The following is a 19,825-nucleotide window of genomic DNA, read 5'->3' on the forward strand; positions in this document are numbered from 1 at the left end:
GCGCCCGAGCTTCAGCCCGACGCGCCAGCCGGCCATGACGGCAGCGGCGATCGATACGAGCGACAGCAGCCAGCCGATGACGGGGATCTGTCCGAGGAACGCCGACACCGCGATGGCGCCGAGCATCACCCACGGGGACAGATCTCCGAGCTTCGCGAACACGAGCATGTTGTAGACGGGCACCCAGGCGCGCCACTTGCCCTCCACACCCGCCTTCTCGAAGATCTTCATCAGCAGGAAGGAGCCGATGATGTAGCCCGCCAGCGCGAGGATGAGCAGAATCGGCAGGAGCACCAGCCAGAAGGCCAGCAGAGCTCCGTAGCCGTCGTAGTCGTTGTTCATGAAGCGACCTCCAGAGTGGTGGACGCGGAGACCGCGCCCGCGAGGACCACCCCCCGCTGCGATCATGCTAGCGATGCCGCGTGCGGCATGTCAGTATCCGCGCCGCCGCATCGTCGTCTCCGTCCCCGTCGGCGTCAGGCGAACAGGAGGACCTCGCGGCCGTTCTCCTCGGCGCGCAGGCCCGCCGTCGCCGCCCACGCGACGAAGCCCCGGGCGGAGGCGATGCGGGGCCGGGTGACGGCGAGGCGTCGCACGAGGTCGCCCTTGGCGTGCTTGTTGAAGTGGTTGAGCGCGCGCACTGCACCACCGGCCCCTTCGGTCACCACGCGCACGTAAGCCGATGCCGCTTCCCCGTCGAGGGGGCCCAGCGCGACGTACGCCTCCGAGCGCAGATCCAGGACGAAGCGCTCATCGGCGGCGGCGAGGGCGGCGGTGACCGGTGCCGCCCACACCCGGCGCAGCGGCGCGAGCCCCGGGAGCGAGGCGGTGGCGCCGAGCCGGTAGGCGGGGATCGCATCCAGCGCCCCGACGGGACCGAACGGCGCGGAGTGGATGAGGACGTGCCGACCGAGCCAGCGCCGGGCGGCACTGTCGAGGGATGCCGCGTCCACAGCGTCGTACAGCACACCCGTGTACCGGTCGACGGCCGGAAGGGTCGGCGCCGTGCGGACCGCGGCGTTCACCGCGACCTCGCCCAGCTGCGTGGCCCCGAGCTTCAGCACCCGGGCAGCCGTCGCGGGATCGACGGACAGCGACACCAGCGCGGCTACCACCGCTTCGCGCTGTGGTCGCAGTTCCGGCAGCGCCAGCTCGTCCAGTCGGACCGCCGCGCCGAGGCCACCGGGACGCTTGGTCTCGGACGGGGGCAGCAGGATGAGCATCGCGAGGACTTTCGAGGGGTGGGAAACGCGAATGCGCCGCCCGGCGGACCGGACGGCGCATGTCGCGACGGAGTGTCAGGAGATCAGCGCGGCGTTTCCGGCCACGATCGTCAGGTCGTCGCCCTCCATCGAGAGGAACCCGTCCTGCGCGTTCGCGATGATCTTCGATCCCGAGGTCTGCGTGATCCGCACCTGCCCCTCGGCGAGGATCGCCAGCACGGGTTCGTGTCCCGTCATGAAGCCGATCTCGCCCTCGACGGTCTTCGCGACGACGAGCGATGCTTCACCCGACCACACCTCGGCGTCGGCAGAGACCAGACTCACCTTCAGCGGCACTTCGACCCCCTACGGTCGCTCAGTACGAGCATGATCAGCCGTTCTCCTTCTGGATCTGCGCCCAGCGCTCTTCGACGTCCGAGATGCCGCCGACGTTGAAGAACGCCTGCTCGGCGACGTGGTCGTAGTCGCCCTTGACGATCGCGTCGAACGACTCGATGGTCTCCTTGATCGGAACGGTCGAGCCCTCGACACCGGTGAACTTCTTCGCCATGTAGGTGTTCTGCGACAGGAACTGCTGGATGCGGCGTGCACGCGACACGACGACCTTGTCCTCTTCGGAGAGCTCGTCGACGCCGAGGATCGCGATGATCTCCTGCAGCTCCTTGTTCTTCTGCAGGATCTGCTTCACGGCCGTGGCCACGCGGTAGTGGTCCTCGCCGATGTAGCGCGGGTCGAGGATACGGCTCGTCGAAGCGAGCGGGTCGACGGCCGGGTACAGGCCCTTCGACGCGATCTCTCGGGAGAGCTCGGTGGTGGCGTCGAGGTGGGCGAAGGTGGTCGCCGGCGCCGGGTCGGTGTAGTCGTCGGCGGGCACGTAGATCGCCTGCAGCGAGGTGATCGAGTGACCACGGGTCGAGGTGATGCGCTCCTGGAGGACACCCATCTCGTCGGCGAGGTTCGGCTGGTAGCCGACGGCCGAAGGCATGCGGCCCAGCAGCGTCGAGACCTCGGAACCGGCCTGCGTGAAGCGGAAGATGTTGTCGATGAACAGCAGCACGTCCTGCTTCTGAACGTCGCGGAAGTACTCCGCCATCGTCAGCGCCGACAGCGCCACGCGCAGACGGGTCCCCGGCGGCTCGTCCATCTGGCCGAACACCAGCGCCGTCTTGTCGAAGACTCCGGCCTCCTCCATCTCGTGGATGAGGTCGTTGCCCTCACGGGTGCGCTCTCCGACACCGGCGAACACCGACACACCGCCGTGGTCCTGCGCGACGCGCTGGATCATCTCCTGGATGAGGACGGTCTTGCCGACGCCGGCGCCGCCGAACAGGCCGATCTTCCCACCCTGGACGTACGGGGTCAGCAGGTCGATGACCTTGATGCCGGTCTCGAACATCTGGGTCTTGGACTCCAGCTGATCGAAGTTCGGCGCCTTGCGGTGGATGGGCCAGCGCTCGGTGATCTCGATCTGCTCGCCGGGCTCGGCGTTGAGGATCTCGCCCGTGACGTTGAACACCTTGCCCTTGGTGACATCGCCCACCGGCACGGTGATCTGAGCACCGGTGTCGCGGACTTCCTGACCGCGCACGACGCCGTCCGTCGGCTTGAGCGCAATGGCCCGGACGAGATCGTCACCGAGGTGCTGTGCGACCTCGAGGGTGATCTCGGTCGACTCGCCGTCGATCGTGATCGTCGTCTTGAGCGCGTTGTAGATGTCGGGGATCGAGTCGTGCGGGAACTCGATGTCGACGACCGGGCCCGTGACGCGGGCGACGCGCCCGACGGTCGCGGCTTCCGTCTTCTCAGCGGTGAGGCTCATGGCTTCTTCTCTTTCGTGTGGTCTATTTGCCCGACGCGAGAGCGTCGGCGCCGCCGACGATCTCGGCGATCTGCTGCGTGATCTCGGCCTGGCGCGCGTTGTTGCGCAGGCGGGTGTAGTCGGTGATGAGCTTGTCGGCGTTGTCGCTGGCCGACTTCATCGCCTTCTGGGTCGCGGCGTGCTTGGCCGCCGACGACTGCAGAAGAGCGTTGAAGACACGGCTCTGGATGTACACCGGAAGGAGCGCGTCCAGCACGGTCTCGGCGTCCGGCTCGAACTCGTACAGGGGGTAGACCTGCGCGCTCGAGGACTCCTCGGCCTCGACGACCTCGAGCGGAAGCAGGCGGACCCGCTCCGGCGACTGGGTCATCATGCTGACGAAGCGGTTGTAGACGAGGTGGATCTCGTCGACGCCACCGTCCTCGCCGCCGCGGTCGTACGCGTCGAGCAGCGCCGCCGCGATCTCCTCGGCCGTGTGGAAGTGCGGCGTGTCGGTGTCACCCGTCCACTCCGCCGCGCTCTGCATGCGGCGGAACTGGAAGTAGCCGACGGCCTTGCGGCCGACGAGGTAGTACACCGGCTCCTTGCCCTGACGTCGCAGCAGTTCGCCGACCTCGAGGCCCTCACGGAGGATCTGCGAGTTGAACGCGCCGGCGAGGCCGCGGTCCGACGAGAAGATCACGACGGCGGAGCGGCGGATCGTCTCTCGTTCGACGGTCAGCGGGTGATCCACGTTGGAGTGCGTCGCCACAGCGGAGACGGCCCGCGTCACGGCACGCGCGAAGGGAGACGACGCGCGCACGCGCGCCATCGCCTTCTGGATGCGCGAAGCCGCGATGAGCTCCATCGCCTTCGTGATCTTCTTGGTCGTCTGAGCAGAAGAGATCTTCTGCTTGTAGACCCGCAGTTGTGCGCCCATGGTCCCTGTCCGACCGCGCCGTTAGCGGCGGCCCTTGACGATCTTCTCCTGGTTGACGTCCTCGGCCTCGGCCGCGGCGACCTCCTCGTGCCCGGGCTTGCCGATGGCCTGCCCCTTTCCGGCACGGAATTCCAGGATGAAGTCATCCGTCTTCTTGCTGAGCTCGGCCGCCGTGTCGTCGTCCAGCACGTTGGTCTCGCGCAGCGTGTCGAGGATCGAGGTGTTGCGACGCAGGTAGTCGATGAGCTCGCGCTCGAACGACAGGACGTCCTCCACCTCGATGCTGTCGAGCTTGCCGTTGGTGCCCGCCCAGATCGACACGACCTGCTCCTCCACCGGGTACGGCGAGTACTGCGGCTGCTTGAGCAGCTCGGTCAGCCGCGCTCCACGAGCCAGCTGGCGGCGGGATGCGGCATCCAGGTCGCTGGCGAACATGGCGAACGCCTCGAGCGAGCGGTACTGGGCCAGCTCGAGCTTGAGCGTTCCCGACACCTTCTTGATGGACTTCACCTGGGCGTCACCACCCACGCGCGACACCGAGATGCCGACGTCGACGGCGGGGCGCTGGTTGGCGTTGAACAGATCGGACTGCAGGAAGATCTGGCCGTCCGTGATCGAGATCACGTTCGTGGGGATGTAGGCCGAGACGTCGTTGGCCTTCGTCTCGATGATCGGCAGACCCGTCATCGACCCTGCGCCCAGCTCGTCCGACAGCTTCGCGCAACGCTCGAGCAGACGCGAGTGCAGGTAGAAGACGTCACCCGGGTAGGCCTCGCGGCCCGGCGGGCGGCGCAGCAGGAGCGACACGGCGCGGTAGGCCTCAGCCTGCTTCGACAGGTCGTCGAAGATGATGAGGACGTGCTTGCCGCCGTACATCCAGTGCTGGCCGATGGCCGAACCGGTGTACGGGGCGAGGTACTTGAAGCCCGCGGGGTCGGATGCCGGCGCCGCGACGATCGTGGTGTACTCCATCGCGCCGGCGTCCTCGAGCGCGCCCTTGACGGCGGCGATCGTGGAGCCCTTCTGGCCGATGGCGACGTAGATGCAGCGAACCTGCTTCTCGACGTCGCCGGACTCCCAGTTGGACTTCTGGTTGATGATCGTGTCGATCGCGATCGCGGTCTTGCCGGTCTGACGGTCGCCGATGATGAGCTGACGCTGACCACGGCCGACGGGGATCATGGCGTCGATGGCCTTGATGCCGGTCTGCAGGGGCTCGTGCACGCTCTTGCGCTGCATGACGCCGGGCGCCTGGAGCTCCAGGGCGCGGCGGCCCTCGGTCGCGATCTCACCGAGGCCGTCGATCGGGTTCCCGAGCGGGTCGACCACGCGGCCGAGGTACCCGTCGCCGACGGCGACCGAGAGCACCTCACCCGTGCGGGTGACCTGCTGGCCGGCCTCGACACCCGAGAACTCGCCGAGGACGACGACGCCGATCTCGTGCTCGTCGAGGTTCAGCGCGAGTCCTTCGGTTCCGTCCTGGAACCGCACGAGCTCGTTCGCCATGACGCCGGGCAGACCCTCGACGTGTGCGATGCCGTCCGCGGTGTCGATGACGGTGCCGGTCTCGGTGGCCGCTGCGCCCGTGGGCTCGTAGGCGGCGACGAAGTCCTTCAGCGCGTCACGGATGACGTCGGGGCTGATAGAGAGTTCTGCCATTGTCTTCCCTTTGTATTCAATGCTTCTGGGTGGGGCTTCGGGCCCCGAGATCTCCGCCGTCGGCGGCACGTCTGCTGTCAACCGGCCAGGCGCTGCCGCAGGTCGGCCAGACGCGAGGACACACTCGCGTCGATCACGTCGTCGCCGATCTGCACCCGCAGTCCGCCGACCACGTCCGGGTCGATGACGGTGTTGAGCGAGACGCCGGTGCCGTACCGCTTGGCCAGTGCGCCGACCAGACGGTCGGTCTGCGCGGCGCTGAGCGGCGTGGCCGTGAAGACCGTCGCCACGGTGCGACCGCGCTGGTCGGCGACGATGCCCATCGCACGCGTGAGCAGCTGGCGCACGCGACGCTCGCGCGGCTGCTGCACGAACGAGGACGCGATGAGCGCGGTCGCCGAACTTGTCCGCGAGCCCAGCAGCGACTGGACGAGCTCGGCCTTGATGGCCGGGTCGCCCTGCCGGCTGCCGAGGGCGAGCTCGAGCTCGGGGTTCTGCGACACGGTGCGCGAGAAGCCGAACAGCTCCCCCTCGACGTCGGCGTTCGGCTCGGCGATGGCGGCGGCGCGGACCGCGAGCTCTTCGACACCGTCGACGAGGTCGGACGACGATGACCAGCGATGCGCGACCACGTCGGTCAGCAGCGCGCGGGTGACCGGGCGGACGGCGCCGCCGAACACGTCGGCCACGACCTTCGCCCGGGCCTCGCCCGGCGCGGCCGAGTCCGCCAGCGCGCCGCTCAGCTGCGGCGAGCCGCCGATGGCGCGCGCCGCGGCGAACAGCTCGCGGGCGACATCGAGGTCGACCCCGGACGCCGCAGACAGCGCCGCGGTGGACGCGGCCTGCGCCTGAGTGGTCGCGCTGCCCATCAGTTGGAGGCCTTCTGCGCTTCGGCGGACTCGAGGTCGGCGAGGAAGCGATCCACGACCGCCTGAGCCTTCGCGTCGTCCGAGAGCGTCTCGCCGATCACGTTGCCCGCGAGATCCAGGGCCAGTGTGCCGACCTCGCTGCGCAGCGAGACCAGCGCCGACTGACGCTCGGCCTCGATCTGCGCGTGGGCGGACGCGGTGAGACGTGCTGCCTCGGCGGATGCGGCATCCTTCGCCTCGGCGACGATCTTGCGGCCGTCCTCACGGGCGGCGTCGCGGATCTCACCGGCTTCCTTGCGGGCGTCGGCGAGCTGGGCGGTGTACTCCTCGAGAGCAGCCTCCGCCTTGCGCTGAGCCTCGTCGGCCTTGGCGATGTTGCCCTCGATGGCCGCCGAGCGCTCGTCGAGCATCTTCTTCATCCGCGGAAGGGCGACCTTCCAGAACACGAAGAGGATGACGACGAAGCAGACCGCCGACCAGATGATGTCGTACCACGCGGGGATGAGGGGATTGTAGGTCTCCCCCTCTTCCGCGGCGTACGCGACAAGAGCGTTCAGCATCCTGTCTCCTTAGGGCTGGATGAGGCGATCAGACGAAGATGAAGTAGGTCGCGATGCCGATGAAGGCGAGCGCCTCGGTGAAGGCGATACCGATCCACATGAGCACCTGCAGGCGACCGGCGAGCTCGGGCTGGCGGGCGACGCCCTCGATCGTCTTGCCGACGACGATGCCGACGCCGATGGCCGGGCCGATCGCGGCGAGGCCGTAGCCCATCGTCGCGACGTTTCCGCTGAGCTCGGCGAGAACCGTAGTTGCGTCCACGGGGTGTTTTCCTTTCGGTTGGTGGGCGGCTGGCAGCCGACCCGCTTAGTGCTCTTCCGCCACCGCGAGCTGGATGTAGACCGCGGTGAGGAGGGCGAAGACATAGGCCTGGAGGACGGCCACCAGGATCTCGAACAGGGTGAAGACGAAGCCGAAGGCGAGGCTGCCGGCAGCCAGCGCCGACCACCATCCGCCCAGGTCGAGCAGGAAGAACTGCGTCGCGGCGAAGAAGAGCACGAGCAGCAGGTGACCGACCATCATGTTCATGAGGAGTCGCAGGGTCAGCGTCACCGGGCGGATCACGAAGGTCGAGATGAGCTCGATCGGGGTGACGATGATGTAGATCGGCCACGGCACGCCCGAGGGGAAGAGCGCGTTCTTGAAGAAGTTCTTGGGGCTCTTCTTGAGGCCGGCGTAGATGAAGGTCACGTAGCTGATCACCGCGAGCATGAGCGGGACGGCGACGATCGAGGTGCCGGCGATGTTCATGAACGGGATGATGCCCGTGATGTTCATGAACAGGACCATGAAGAAGATGGTCGTGAGGATCGGCAGGAAGCGGTCGCCGTCCTTCTTGCCGAGCAGGTCGTGCGCGATGTTGACGCGGACGAAGTCCAGGCCCATCTCGACCAGGCTCTGGAACCGACCAGGGACGACCGTCATGCGGCGCGTGCCGAGCCAGAAGATCAGCACGATCGCGAGCGTCGCGATGAACTGGATCAGGTGGATGCGGTTGATGACCAGATCGCCGATCTGGAAGACCGCGGCGGGGAAGAACTCACTGATCGAGGGGCCGTGGAACTCCGGCGGCGCGTCGGCGGCGAGGGGGGCGATCAGGGTCGCAGCTTGAGTAAACAGCGCTGACTCCAGCTTCGGGGCATCGGTGCAGGACCGTTGCGACGATGGTCGGTGAGCGTCACTCCGCAGTGCTCAGGATGCAAGCTGGCGGGCGCTCGGTAAGCCTATCAAACCTGGCGGGGCCCCAAGTCCCCGGCGTCGGGATCGGTCGGCAGCGTCACGTCGCTCGCGTGGGGGATGCGCATGCGCAGCATGACGATGACGTCCACGGCGAGCGAGGCCAGCACGCTCACCACGAGGGCGACGAAGAACACCGTCGGATTCACCCAGGGCTGGTCGCGCAGGATCAGCAGCGCGATGATGAAGATCACGAACTTCAGGATCCAGCCGCCCAGCACGATGCCGAAGAACAGCGGCACGTACAGCGGGTCGCCGTACCAGCGGTTCGCGACCAGGATGCTCGCTCCCGTGATCGCCAGGAACACCGCCGCCACGAGCACGCCGACGAGCGCCGACCACATGCCCTCCGTCCCGCCGACGAGGAAGCCGATCACTCCCCCGAGCACGACGAGCCCGGCCGTGACCGCCCCCGACCAGACGAGCGTGGTGCGCAGCACCGGGTTGCTCGAAACGGGACTCGTGGTCATGGCGTTACCTCCAGGTGGGGCGCGGCGACGGCGGCGCGGCGCGAGGGCATGAGCGTGACGATGAGGCAGGCGGCGACGCCGACGACGCCGAAGACGACGCCGGCGATGTACTGTCCGGGCCAGTCCTCCTGCGTGCCGACGTACATCAGCAGCACGGCGAGTCCGACGACCGCCGTCCAGGCGTAGAAGATCAGGACGGCGTCGCGGTCGCTGTGCCCCATGTCGAGCATCCGGTGATGCAGATGCTTGCGATCGGGCGAGAACGGCGACTTCCCCGCGCGCATGCGCCGGATGACGGCGAGCCCGAAGTCCAGCAGCGGCAGGAACACGATGACGACGGGCAGCAGGATCGGGATGAACGCACCGAGCAGCTGCGAGCGCCCGAACTCGTCGTTGTCGCCGATGATGGCGGGATCGAGCTGACCGGTGATGGCGATGGCCGAGCAGGCCATGAGCAGCCCCAGCATGAGCGCGCCGGAGTCGCCCATGAAGAGCTTCGCCGGGCTCCAGTTCATCGGGAGGAATCCGACGCATGCGCCGATGAGCATCGCGGCGATGAACGAAGCGAGGTTGAAGTAGGTGCTGGCGCCGGTGTCGCGCACGAGCAGGTAGGAGTACGCGAAGAAGATCCCGTTGGCGATCAGGGCGACGCCGGCGACGAGGCCGTCCAGCCCGTCGATGAAGTTCACCGCGTTCATCACGACGACGATGGCGAAGACCGTGAGGATGAAGCTGACCCAGCCCGACCACACCGTCATGCCGCCGATGGGCAGCGCGTAGATCTGCAGCTCGCCGAACCACGCGATGATCCCGGCGGCGAGGAACTGCGCGCCGAGCTTGATCATCCAGTCCAGATCCCACAGGTCATCGGCGACGCCGACGAGCACGATCAGGGACGTGGCGCCCAACAGCGCCAGCGGCTGCTGCGGATTGGTCCAGATGATCGAGAAGAACGGATGCTGCGCCGACACCGCGAATGCCGCGCACACCCCGAGGAACATCGCGATGCCGCCCAGGCGCGGGGTCGGGGTCGTGTGGACATCCCTCTCGCGGATGCCGGGATAGAGCTTGAAGCGCATGCTGAGCCGCCAGATCGCCCAGGCCAGCGCGAGGGTGATCGTCGCGGTGAACAGGACGATGAAGACGTACTGCTTCACGCGCTTCCGCCGGACGCCGCCCGGTCCTCGAGTCCCGGCTCGACCTGGGGCTCCGGCGCACGCTCGGTCTGAGCATCCGGCGCGGGGGTCTGGGGATCCGATTCGGCCGCGGCGGCGCTGTCGTCCTCGAGGAGGTCGCCGAGAACGCGCGCGATCTCCTCGCGGCTGACCGCCCCGTCTCTCAGGATCCGGACGCGTCCGGCCGCGTCGCCGACGAGTCCGGTGGCATCCACGATCGTGGACGAGACCCCGGTCAGCGACGGGCCCCCGTCGAGGTACACCGCGACGCTGTCGCCCAGCATCCCCTCGGCGTCGGGGGCCGTGACGGCGGGCGACTGCCCGGTGAGGTTCGCGCTCGACACGGCGAGCGGACCGGTGTCTTCGAGCAGCTCGAGGGCGATGCGATCGGCCGGCATGCGGACGGCGACGGTGCCGTGCGTCTCGCCCAGGTCCCACGACAGCGACGGCTGCGACGGGAGGATGATGGTGAGCCCCCCGGGCCAGAACTCCTCGACCAGGCGCTCCACGGCTTCGGGCACTTCGGCCACGAGAGCGCGGAGGGTGGTCGCGCCGGCGACGAGCACGGGCGGCGGCGACTGGCGGCCCCGCCCCTTGGCGTCGAGGAGACGCTGCACGGCCTTGGGATCGAAGGCGTCGGCGGCCACACCGTAGACGGTGTCGGTGGGCAGCACGACCAGCTCGCCGCGCCCGATCGCATGGCGAGCCGCGCGCATGGCGGGAAGCAGCTGGGCCTCGTCACGGCAGTCGAAGAGGGATGACATGTCGCCGACAGTCTAGTCGCGGCGCGTGTGCGCATCCGCTTCGGACGGCGGCCTCACGGCGGTGGTGACCCGATCCCGCGTGGTCAGGTCGGCATGCGTCGCCGCGGCGAGCCACCCGTCGGCCGCGAGCAGGTCGCGGATGGGCTCGCCCTGCCACTCGCCGTGCTCGATGGCGATGATCCCCCCGGGATGCGCGAGCCGCATTCCCACGCCGCTGAGGACGCGCACGACGTCCAGGCCGTCTTCTCCGCCGTAGAGGGCGGCGGGCGGGTCGAAGAACCGCACCTCGGGGTCGCGCGGGATCGCGGCGTCGGGCACGTACGGGGGGTTCGACGCCACCACCGACACCGTCCCGTCGAGCTCGGGGAACGCCCGCTCGAGGTCGATGAACGCCAGTCGTGCGTTGCCGGCCCCCACCGCGGCGAAGTTCTCCTTCGCCCACACGAAGGCGTCGACCGAGTTCTCGGCCGCGTACACGCGGGCGTGCGGGACCTCGGTGGCCATCGCGAGGGCGATCGCCCCGCTTCCGGTGCCGAGGTCGACCGCCACGGGCGAGGGTGCGGCCGCCGCGGTGAGCGCGTCGATGGCGATCTGCGCGAGGATCTCCGTCTCCGGCCGGGGCACGAAGACACCGGGACCGACGCGCAGATCCAGGTGGCGGAAGGGCGCGGTGCCGGTGATGTGCTGCAGCGGCTCGCGGCTCGCTCGTCGCCGGACGAGGGCGTCCAGCTGGGCCACCGTCTGCTCGTCTGCGGCATCGCCGCGCACCGCCGCTGCTTGGACGGCACCGCGACCGGTGCCGAGGACGTGGGCGGCCAGCAGCTCGGCGTCGACGGCGGCGTCGGCGATGCCGGCGTGCGACAGCTGCGCGGCGGCACGGCGGAGCACGTCGCCGAGACGCGGAGAGGATGGGGAAGGAGCCATGAGCGGGCACCAGCATAGAGGTACGCACCGCGCACTCCCGTGCCGCACAGCGTCACAATGAGCCCCGGGAATACGCTCTCGCATAGGCTGGTTGGCCGTCAGCACACCCTTTTCGAAAGGCCCGACATGCCCGGTATCTACTCCGACATCACCGCCGCTTTCGGCAACACCCCGCTCGTCCGGCTCAACCGCGTCACCGAAGGCCTGGGCGGCAACGTGCTGGCCAAGCTCGAGTTCTACAACCCCGCGTCGAGCGTCAAGGACCGTCTGGGCATCGCGATCGTCGACGCGGCCGAGGCCTCGGGCGAACTCAAGCCCGGCGGCACGATCGTCGAGGCCACCAGCGGGAACACCGGAATCGCCCTGGCGATGGTCGGCGCCGCACGCGGGTACCGCGTCGTGCTGGCCATGCCCTCCTCGATGAGCGTCGAGCGCCGCCTGCTCCTCAAGGCCTACGGCGCGGAGCTGGTGCTCACCGACCCCGCAGGCGGCATGAAGGGCGCCGTCGCCAAGGCTCAGGAGCTCGTCGCCGACATCCCGGGAGCCGTTCTCGCCCGTCAGTTCGAGAACGAGGCCAACCCTGCGATCCACCGCAAGACCACCGCGGAGGAGATCCTCCGCGACACCGACGGCAAGGTCGACTACTTCGTCGCCGGCATCGGCACCGGCGGCACCATCACCGGTGTCGGGCAGGTCCTGAAGGAGCGCGTGCCCGGCGCCAAGGTCGTCGCGGTCGAGCCCGCCGACTCGCCCCTGCTGACCAAGGGCACCCCCGGCCCGCACAAGATCCAGGGCATCGGCCCGAACTTCATCCCCGAGATCCTCGACCAGGGGGTCATCGACGAGGTCATCGACGTCGAGTTCTCGGACTCGATCACCACCGCCCGCGCGGTCGGCGCGAAGGACGGCATCCTCGTCGGCATCTCGTCCGGTGCGGCGGTGTGGGCGGCGCTGCAGATCGCCGCGCGTCCCGAGGCTGCGGGCAAGAACATCGTCGTGATCATCCCGTCCTTCGGTGAGCGCTACCTCTCGACCGCGCTCTTCGAGGATCTCCGCGAGGACTGATCCGACGGGAAGCTCCGCCGTGCCCGGCATCCACTCCGACATCACCTCCGCGTTCGGCGGCACTCCTCTGGTGCGCCTGAACGCGCTCACCCGCGGGCTGAACGCGGAGGTGCTGGCGAAGCTGGAGTTCTACAACCCTGGCGCGAGCGTCAAGTGCCGTCTCGGCATAGCGCTCGTCGATGCCGCAGAGGCGGCCGGCGCGCTCCAGCCCGGCGGGACGATCGTCGAGAGCACCAGCGGCAACACCGGGATCGCGCTCGCTCTCGTCGGCGCGGCCCGAGGATACCGCGTCGTGCTCACGATGCCGGCGTCGATGTCGAAGGAGCGCCGGACCCTGCTGAAGGCCTATGGCGCGGAGGTCGTCCTGACCGACCCCCGCAAGGGCATGACCGAGGCGGTCGCCACGGCCGAGCGGATCGTCGCCGAGACCCCCGGCGCGGTTTTGGCCCACCAGTTCGACAGCGAGGCCAACCCGCAGATCCACCGCCGCACCACGGCGGAGGAGATCTGGGCCGACACCGACGGTCGGGTCGACTACTTCGTCGCCGGCTCGGGAACAGGAGGCACGATCACCGGTGTCGGGCAGGTGCTCAAGGAGCGGAACCCCGACGTCAGGATCGTCGTCGTGGAGCCCAAGGACTCCCCCATGCTGAGCGAGGGCCGCGCCGGCGGCCACCGCATCCAGGGGATCGGCCCGAACTTCGTCCCGGCCGTTCTGGACAGATCCGTCCTGGACGAGATCATCGACGTGGAGTTCGACGACGCCATCCGCGTCGCACGGGCCCTCGCCACCGATGAAGGGATCCTCGCGGGGATGAGCGCGGGCGCCGCCGTCTGGGCAGCACTCGAGATCGCCCGCCGCCCCGAGGCTGCGGGCACGCGCATCGTCGTCATCGTCCCGGACGCCGGTGAGCGTTATCTCTCCACAGCGCTGTACGCTCATCTGCGCGACCCCCAGGAGGCCTGACCCCGTGACCGAGCTCCACCCGATAGCCCGCATCCGCGAAGATCTCGCGGCGGCGAAGCTGTGCGACCCCGCAGCGAGGTCCTCCCTCGAGATCGCCGTCCTCTACCCGGGCCTGCACGCCATCTGGGCGCACCGCGTATGGCACGCGCTGTGGGTGCGTCGCATCCGTTTCCTCGCCCGTGCCGGGTCGCAGGTGACCCGCTGGCTGACCGGCATCGAGATCCACCCCGGCGCCACCATCGGGCGGCGCTTCTTCATCGACCACGGCATGGGCGTCGTCATCGGCGAGACCGCCGAGATCGGTGACGACGTCATGCTTTACCACGGCGTGACGCTCGGTGGTCGGCAGCGTGAGGGCGGCAAGCGCCACCCCACCCTCGGTGACGGCGTGGCCGTCGGCGCGGGTGCGAAGGTCCTCGGGCCGATCACGATCGGCGCCGGATCGGTCGTCGGCGCCAATGCCGTCGTGACACGCGACGCGCCGCCGGACAGTGTGCTGGTCGGCGTGCCCGCGAAACCGCGGACGCGCCGAGCCGGCGAGGACACCCGCGCCCTGCTCACCGCACCGGAGTACGTGATCTGACCCCGGTGCGGCTGCTCAGGCTGCGTCGCGGCGCGCGTCGGCGCGCCTGCGGATGAGGAGCAGGGAGAGACCCCCGCCGGGCCGGTCGCGGATCAGGCGTCGGGACCGGCGAGGGCGGACAGACGCGCCTCTTCGTCGGCGGCGATCGCCGACTCGACGATCGGCCCGAGGGCGCCGTCCATGACCTGGTCGAGGTTGTACGCCTTGTACCCCGTCCGATGATCGGCGATGCGGTTCTCGGGGAAGTTGTAGGTGCGGATCCGCTCCGAGCGGTCCATGCCGCGGATCTGCGACTTGCGAGCATCGGATGCCGCGGCGTCCAGCTCTTCCTGCTGGCGCGCCAGCAGGCGGGCGCGCAGGACGCGCATGCCGGCCTCGCGGTTCTGCAGCTGCGACTTCTCGTTCTGCATCGACACGACGATGCCGGTCGGGAGGTGCGTGATGCGCACGGCGGAGTCGGTGGTGTTCACCGACTGCCCCCCGGGACCAGAGGAGCGGAACACGTCGATCTTGAGGTCGTTGGGGTTGATCTCGATCTCGTCGGGCTCGTCCACCTCGGGGAAGACCAGCACACCGGTGGTCGAGGTGTGGATGCGACCCTGCGACTCGGTGGCCGGGACGCGCTGGACACGGTGCACGCCGCCCTCGTACTTCAGGTGCGCCCACACGCCCTGCGCGGGGTCGCTGGAGGATCCCTTGATGGCGACCTGGACGTCCTTGTACCCGCCGAGGTCGGACTCGTTGCGCTCGAGCAGCTCCGTCTTCCACCCCTTCGAGGCGGCGTACTGCAGATACATGCGCAGCAGATCGGCGGCGAAGAGGGCGCTTTCGGCGCCGCCCTCCCCCGCCTTGATCTCCATGATCACGTCTCTGGCGTCGTCGGGGTCTCGCGGGATCAGCAGCCTCCGGAGGCGCTCCTGCGTGTCCGAGAGCCGCTCTTCCAGAGCGGGCACCTCGGCCGCGAAGGCCTCATCCTCTTTGGCGAGCTCGCGCGCCGCGACGAGGTCGTCGGATGCCGCCGCCCACGCGTCGTGGGCGGCGACGATCCGCGACAGCTCGGCGTACCGACGGTTCACGCGCTTCGCGCGCGCCGCGTCGGCATGCACCGCCGGGTCGGAGAGCTCTTCCTGGACGGCTCGGTGCTCGTCGATCAGGGTCCTGACCGACTCGAACATCGCAGGCTCGGACACGCGATCCCCGCCGATCAGCGGATGCTGTTGTCGTGCGCGTGTCCGCTGCCGCCGCCGTGCCCGTCGCGCGAGGGCGCCGGGATCGACTTCTGCATCTGCACGAGGAACTCGACGTTGGACTGCGTCTCTTTGAGCTTGCCGAGGACGACTTCGAGCGCCTGCTGCGGATCGAGGCCGGCGAGGGCGCGACGAAGCTTCCAGGTGATCTTCACCTCGTCGGGCGAGAGCAGCATCTCTTCGCGACGCGTGCTCGAGGCGTTGACGTCGACGGCGGGGAAGATGCGCTTGTCGGCGAGCTGGCGCGACAGTCGCAGCTCGCTGTTGCCGGTGCCCTTGAACTCCTCGAAGATGACGTCGTCCATCTTGGACCCGGTCTCGACGAGGGCCGTGGCGAGGATCGTGAGGGATCCGCCGTTCTCGATGTTGCGGGCGGCGCCGAAGAAGCGCTTGGGCGGGTACAGCGCCGAGGCGTCCACCCCACCGGTGAGCACGCGACCGGAGGTGGGTGCCGAGATGTTGTACGCGCGCCCCAGGCGGGTGATCGAGTCGAGCAGCACGACGACGTCGCGGCCGAGCTCGACCAGACGCTTCGCCCGCTCGATGGCGAGCTCCGCGACCGTGGTGTGGTCTTCGGCGGGACGGTCGAAGGTCGACGCGATGACCTCGCCCTTGACGGTGCGCTGCATGTCGGTGACCTCTTCGGGCCGCTCATCGACCAGCACCACCATGAGGTGGACCTCGGGGTTGTTCTGCGCGATCGCGTTCGCGATCTGCTGCAGGACGATCGTCTTGCCGGCCTTGGGGGGCGCGACGATGAGACCGCGCTGACCCTTGCCGATGGGAGCGACCAGATCGATGATGCGCTGGGTCAGCTTCTCGGGCGCCGTCTCGAGCCGCAGGCGCTCCTGCGGGTAGAGCGGGGTGAGCTTGCCGAACTCGACGCGGGTGGCGGCATCCTCGACGGACAGGCCGTTGATGGCGTCGACCTTCACCAGCGCGTTGTACTTCTGGCGGCTGGACTGCTCGCCCTCGCGCGGCTGCTTGATCGCGCCGACGACGGCGTCGCCCTTGCGCAGGTTGTACTTCTTCACCTGGCCGAGCGAGACGTAGACGTCGCTCTGGCCGGGGAGGTAGCCGGTGGTGCGCACGAACGCGTAGTTGTCGAGCACGTCCAGGATGCCGGCGATCGGAATGAGGACGTCGTCCTCGCCGATCTCGGTGTCGAACTCGTCGCCCGGAGTCGTGGTGCGGCGCTTGTTGCGGCCGCGGCCGCGTGCACCCTGGCCTTCGTCATCGTCGGATGCCGCAGCGGCCGCCGGCTGCGGTGCGCCGTTCTGCGCGTTCTGCCCCTGGCCGTTCTGCCCGCCCTGACCGTTCTGCCCGCCCTGGCCGTTCTGGGTGGTGCCCTGGCCGGAGCGGCTGCGGTTGCGGTTGCGGTTGCGGCCACGGCCACGGCCGGTGCCGCCCTCGCCGTCGGCGTTCTGACCGTCGGTGTTCTGACCGTCGGCGTTCTGGCCGTCGGTGTTCTGGCCGTCGGCGCCCGTCGTCTCGCCGGACGAGCCTTCGGCGTTCCGACCGTCGGCGGCGTCACCCGCCGTCGCGTCGGCGGAGGCCGGGGCGTCCTCGACGGCCGGCGCTGCGTCGGCGTTCGGGGAGTCCGCGGGGGTCTGCTCGGCGGAAGCGTCCGCGGGAGCGGCGTCGGCAGCCTTCGCGCCCCGCTTGCTCGTGCGCTTCGGACGCGTCCGTGCGGGCGCCTCCGCGGCGGGAGCGTCGGTCGAGGCGGGCTCGGCGTCCACCGCAGGCGCGTCGGGCGCAGCGGTCTCGGCGTTCTCCGCGGCAGGCGCGGTGGTGTCGGCGTTCTCCGCGGCAGCCGGCACGTCGGTGCTCTTGGCCCGGCGGGGCGCGCGCTTGCGCGGCGCCTTGGCGGGCGCCTCCGCGACGGGCGCCTCTGCCGGAGCGGCGTCCTCAGCGGGCGCCGGCGCATCGGCGACCGGCGCCTCTGCAGCCGGCGCCTCGGCAGCCGGCGCCTCGTCGGCGGGCTGCTCGGGGGCGGGTGCCTGCTCCACCGAGGCGTCCTCGGCGGCGGGGTCGGTGGTCGGAACGCCTTCAGCCTGATCGAGCGCGTCCACGCGCTCTTCGGTCTGGGCGTCGCTGTGGATCTCGGAGATGGACTCCACGAGTTCTCCCTTGTGAAACGAAATGGTTATGCACGATCGCACGGGCGCTGCACGGCAGACGCCTTCCCGGGCTCGCTGCCGATTGAGGAGCGCTGGGCGGCTCGAAGACCGCCTGGATGCTCGAAGTCCCTCAGCAGGAGGGGGCTGTGCGGTGGATTCGCAGAATTGCGACGGAGGCCAGATTCACGGTTTACGTGGAACCCTCCGCGTACTCCCTCACTGTACCACCCTTGACATCGACGGCGAGCATGAGGGATTCCCACGGGGTGTCGACGGCGTCCGACACCAGCGCCGCCGCCTCGAGGCGGCGGCCGGGCCCGTCCGCGAGGACCAGCACGCTCGGCCCGGCGCCTGAGACGACCGCCGCGAACCCGCGGGCGCGGAGGGCCTGCACGAGGCGATCGGTGTCGGGCATCGCCTGCGCGCGGTAGCTCTGGTGGAGCTTGTCCTCGGTCGCCGCCAGGAGCAGCTCCGGGCTCTGCGTGAGAGCGGCGATCAGCAGCGCCGAGCGCGAGACGTTGAAGACCGCGTCCTCGCGAGGGACCTGCAGGGGCTGCAGACTCCGGGCGACGCTGGTGGACATCGTGGACTCGGGGACGAAGACCAGCGGCGACACGCCGCGGTGGACGGTGAGCTTCTTGTGCTGCGGCCCGGTCTCGTCCACCCACGCGATCGTGAGTCCGCCGAACAGCGCCGGCGCGACGTTGTCGGGATGGCCCTCCAGCTCGGTGGCCAGGCGCAGGAGCGTCTCGGGTCCCAACTCGACGTCGCCGGACAGCAGACCCTTCGCGGCGAGCAGCCCCGAGACCACGGCGGCACCGGAGGAGCCCATGCCGCGCCCGTGGGGGATGACGTTGTGCGCCTGCAGCCGGAGACCCGGCATCCGTCGACCCGCCGCCTCGAACGCGTAGGCGATCGAGCGGACCACGAGGTTGGATCCGTCCCGCGGGACGTCGCCCATCCCCTCGCCGTCCACGTCGACCTCGAGCTGCCCGGGGGGAAGAGCCGTGACCACGAGTTCGTCGTAGACGCTGAGCGCCAGGCCGAGCGTGTCGAAGCCGGGACCGAGGTTCGCGCTGGTGGCGGGTACCCGAACCTGGACACTGCGCCCGGGCTCGGGAAGGGGGGCTGCGGTCACGTGGTCGCCTCCACCGGAGCCAGGTCGAGCACGGACGCCACTTCGGACGTGGTGGCGTCGACCACGGTGGGCTCGACCTGCGAGCCGTCCGCATTGCGCAGCGCCCACTGCGGGTCCTTGAGGCCGTGGCCCGTCACGGTCAGGACCACGCGCGAACCGCGCGGGACCACCCCGGCCTCGACGCGATCGAGCAGACCCGCGACGCTGATGGCCGAGGCCGGCTCGACGAAGATGCCGACCGACCCGGCGAGGAGCTTCTGCGCCGCGAGGATGCGCTCGTCGTCGATGGCGCCGAAGTACCCGTCGGTCGCGGCGCGGGCCTCGAGGGCGAGCTCCCACGACGCGGGGTTGCCGATGCGGATCGCGCTGGCGACGGTCTCGGGGTTCTTCACGACCTCGCCGCGCACGAGCGGTGCCGAGCCCTCGGCCTGGAACCCGAACATGCGGGGCACGCGCGTGGAGACGCCGCGATCGGCCTCTTCACGGTAGCCGCGGGAGTAGGCGGTGTAGTTGCCGGCGTTGCCGACGGGGATGAAGTGGAAGTCCGGCGCGTCGCCGAGGACCTCGACGATCTCGTAGGCGGCGGTCTTCTGCCCCTCGATGCGGTCGGGATTGACGGAGTTGACCAGGTGCACCGGATAGTGGTCGGCGAGTTCGCGGGCGATCTCGAGGCAGTCGTCGAAGTTCCCGCGGATCTGGATCAGCCGGCCGTCGTGGGCGACCGCCTGGCTGAGCTTGCCCATCGCGATCTTGCCCTCGGGCACGAGCACCGCGGCGGTGATGCCCGCGTGCGCCGCGTACGCCGCGGCCGAGGCGGAGGTGTTGCCCGTCGACGCGCAGATGACCGCCTTCGCACCGTGCTCGACGGCGCGCGAGAGCGCGACGGTCATGCCGCGGTCCTTGAAGGACCCGGTCGGGTTCATGCCCTCGAACTTGACCCAGACGTCGCAGCCCGTCTGCTGGGACAGCGCGGGCGCCGGCAGCAAGGGCGTCCCGCCCTCACCCAGGGTTACGACCGTGGAGGCGTCGGTGACACCCAGCCGATCGGCGTATTCGCGGAGGACTCCGCGCCAGACATGTGCCATT

The 19,825-nt window shown here is 69.5% G+C and carries 20 protein-coding genes; 3 read left to right on the plus strand and 17 right to left on the minus strand.

All coding sequences use genetic code 11. The annotated features are described in order from the left end of the window. Positions 1-476: 476 nt before the first annotated feature. The 13 genes from NFR93_RS10380 to prmC form a co-directional block, all read right to left on the minus strand. Positions 477-1,223 carry a YaaA family protein gene (locus NFR93_RS10380; protein ID WP_251453144.1) on the minus strand — a complete coding sequence of 249 codons (747 nt, stop codon included), beginning with the start codon at positions 1,221-1,223 and terminating at the stop codon, positions 477-479. A 75-nt stretch (positions 1,224-1,298) separates the two neighbouring features. Beyond that, on the minus strand, positions 1,299-1,559 hold the full coding sequence (locus NFR93_RS10385) for a F0F1 ATP synthase subunit epsilon (protein WP_251453146.1): 261 nt from the start codon (positions 1,557-1,559) through the stop codon (positions 1,299-1,301). Between the two features lie 34 nt (positions 1,560-1,593). After that, complete coding sequence (gene atpD, locus NFR93_RS10390) at positions 1,594-3,042, minus strand: F0F1 ATP synthase subunit beta (protein ID WP_251453151.1); 1,449 nt, start codon at positions 3,040-3,042, stop codon at positions 1,594-1,596. A 22-nt stretch (positions 3,043-3,064) separates the two neighbouring features. Then, on the minus strand, positions 3,065-3,961 hold the full coding sequence (locus tag NFR93_RS10395; RefSeq protein WP_251453152.1) for a F0F1 ATP synthase subunit gamma: 897 nt from the start codon (positions 3,959-3,961) through the stop codon (positions 3,065-3,067). Positions 3,962-3,982: 21 nt separating this feature from the next. Then, a complete protein-coding gene (gene atpA, locus NFR93_RS10400) occupies positions 3,983-5,620 on the minus strand; it encodes a F0F1 ATP synthase subunit alpha (RefSeq protein ID WP_251453155.1) in 1,638 nt (545 codons plus the stop codon). Positions 5,621-5,697: 77 nt separating this feature from the next. After that, positions 5,698-6,489 (minus strand): F0F1 ATP synthase subunit delta, encoded by a 792-nt coding sequence (locus NFR93_RS10405; protein WP_251453156.1) that lies wholly within the window; start codon positions 6,487-6,489, stop codon positions 5,698-5,700. After that, the gene (locus NFR93_RS10410; RefSeq protein ID WP_251453158.1) at positions 6,489-7,049 is read right to left on the minus strand and encodes a F0F1 ATP synthase subunit B; all 561 of its coding nucleotides are present in this window, start codon (positions 7,047-7,049) and stop codon (positions 6,489-6,491) included. The genes NFR93_RS10405 and NFR93_RS10410 overlap by 1 nt, the downstream gene beginning before the upstream one ends. Positions 7,050-7,077: 28 nt before the next feature. Then, positions 7,078-7,311, minus strand: coding sequence for an ATP synthase F0 subunit C (atpE, locus tag NFR93_RS10415; RefSeq protein WP_045274135.1), 234 nt, complete (start codon positions 7,309-7,311; stop codon positions 7,078-7,080). Between the two features lie 45 nt (positions 7,312-7,356). Beyond that, on the minus strand, positions 7,357-8,148 hold the full coding sequence (gene atpB, locus NFR93_RS10420; protein WP_251453582.1) for a F0F1 ATP synthase subunit A: 792 nt from the start codon (positions 8,146-8,148) through the stop codon (positions 7,357-7,359). Positions 8,149-8,276: 128 nt separating this feature from the next. Further along, entirely contained in the window at positions 8,277-8,756 is a 480-nt protein-coding gene (locus tag NFR93_RS10425; protein ID WP_251453160.1) for a Cg1360 family ATP-synthase-associated protein, read from the minus strand. Next, positions 8,753-9,913, minus strand: coding sequence for an MraY family glycosyltransferase (locus tag NFR93_RS10430; protein WP_251453162.1), 1,161 nt, complete (start codon positions 9,911-9,913; stop codon positions 8,753-8,755). Before NFR93_RS10430 ends, NFR93_RS10425 begins: the two co-directional genes overlap by 4 nt. Then, positions 9,910-10,695, minus strand: coding sequence for an L-threonylcarbamoyladenylate synthase (locus NFR93_RS10435; protein ID WP_251453163.1), 786 nt, complete (start codon positions 10,693-10,695; stop codon positions 9,910-9,912). The genes NFR93_RS10430 and NFR93_RS10435 overlap by 4 nt, the downstream gene beginning before the upstream one ends. Positions 10,696-10,707: 12 nt before the next feature. Next, positions 10,708-11,619: a peptide chain release factor N(5)-glutamine methyltransferase gene (gene prmC / locus NFR93_RS10440; RefSeq protein ID WP_251453164.1), complete on the minus strand. Its 912-nt coding sequence runs from the start codon at positions 11,617-11,619 to the stop codon at positions 10,708-10,710. Positions 11,620-11,745: 126 nt separating this feature from the next. Here prmC and cysK (NFR93_RS10445) point away from each other — a divergent pair, with 126 nt between their 5' ends. The 3 genes from cysK (NFR93_RS10445) to epsC are packed head-to-tail and all read left to right on the plus strand — an operon-like array spanning position 11,746 to position 14,234. Beyond that, positions 11,746-12,684: a cysteine synthase A gene (cysK, locus tag NFR93_RS10445; RefSeq protein ID WP_251453165.1), complete on the plus strand. Its 939-nt coding sequence runs from the start codon at positions 11,746-11,748 to the stop codon at positions 12,682-12,684. Between the two features lie 19 nt (positions 12,685-12,703). Then, positions 12,704-13,651, plus strand: a complete 948-nt coding sequence (gene cysK / locus NFR93_RS10450; protein ID WP_251453166.1) for a cysteine synthase A — start codon at positions 12,704-12,706, stop codon at positions 13,649-13,651. A gap of 4 nt (positions 13,652-13,655) precedes the next feature. Further along, positions 13,656-14,234 carry a serine O-acetyltransferase EpsC gene (epsC, locus tag NFR93_RS10455; RefSeq protein WP_251453167.1) on the plus strand — a complete coding sequence of 193 codons (579 nt, stop codon included), beginning with the start codon at positions 13,656-13,658 and terminating at the stop codon, positions 14,232-14,234. Positions 14,235-14,326: 92 nt separating this feature from the next. Here epsC and prfA read toward each other — a convergent pair whose 3' ends face one another. The 4 genes from prfA to thrC all read right to left on the minus strand — a co-directional run bounded on the left by prfA (position 14,327) and on the right by thrC (position 19,824). Then, positions 14,327-15,409 (minus strand): peptide chain release factor 1, encoded by a 1,083-nt coding sequence (gene prfA, locus NFR93_RS10460; RefSeq protein ID WP_251453583.1) that lies wholly within the window; start codon positions 15,407-15,409, stop codon positions 14,327-14,329. A gap of 29 nt (positions 15,410-15,438) precedes the next feature. Continuing rightward, a complete protein-coding gene (rho, locus tag NFR93_RS10465) occupies positions 15,439-17,601 on the minus strand; it encodes a transcription termination factor Rho (protein WP_251453168.1) in 2,163 nt (720 codons plus the stop codon). A gap of 190 nt (positions 17,602-17,791) precedes the next feature. After that, the gene (gene thrB / locus NFR93_RS10470; RefSeq protein WP_251453169.1) at positions 17,792-18,739 is read right to left on the minus strand and encodes a homoserine kinase; all 948 of its coding nucleotides are present in this window, start codon (positions 18,737-18,739) and stop codon (positions 17,792-17,794) included. Next, positions 18,736-19,824 (minus strand): threonine synthase, encoded by a 1,089-nt coding sequence (gene thrC, locus NFR93_RS10475; protein ID WP_251453170.1) that lies wholly within the window; start codon positions 19,822-19,824, stop codon positions 18,736-18,738. The genes thrB and thrC overlap by 4 nt, the downstream gene beginning before the upstream one ends. Position 19,825 lies beyond the last annotated feature (1 nt).

The organism is Microbacterium sp. Marseille-Q6648, from assembly GCF_943181415.1.
Taxonomy (GTDB): domain Bacteria; phylum Actinomycetota; class Actinomycetes; order Actinomycetales; family Microbacteriaceae; genus Microbacterium.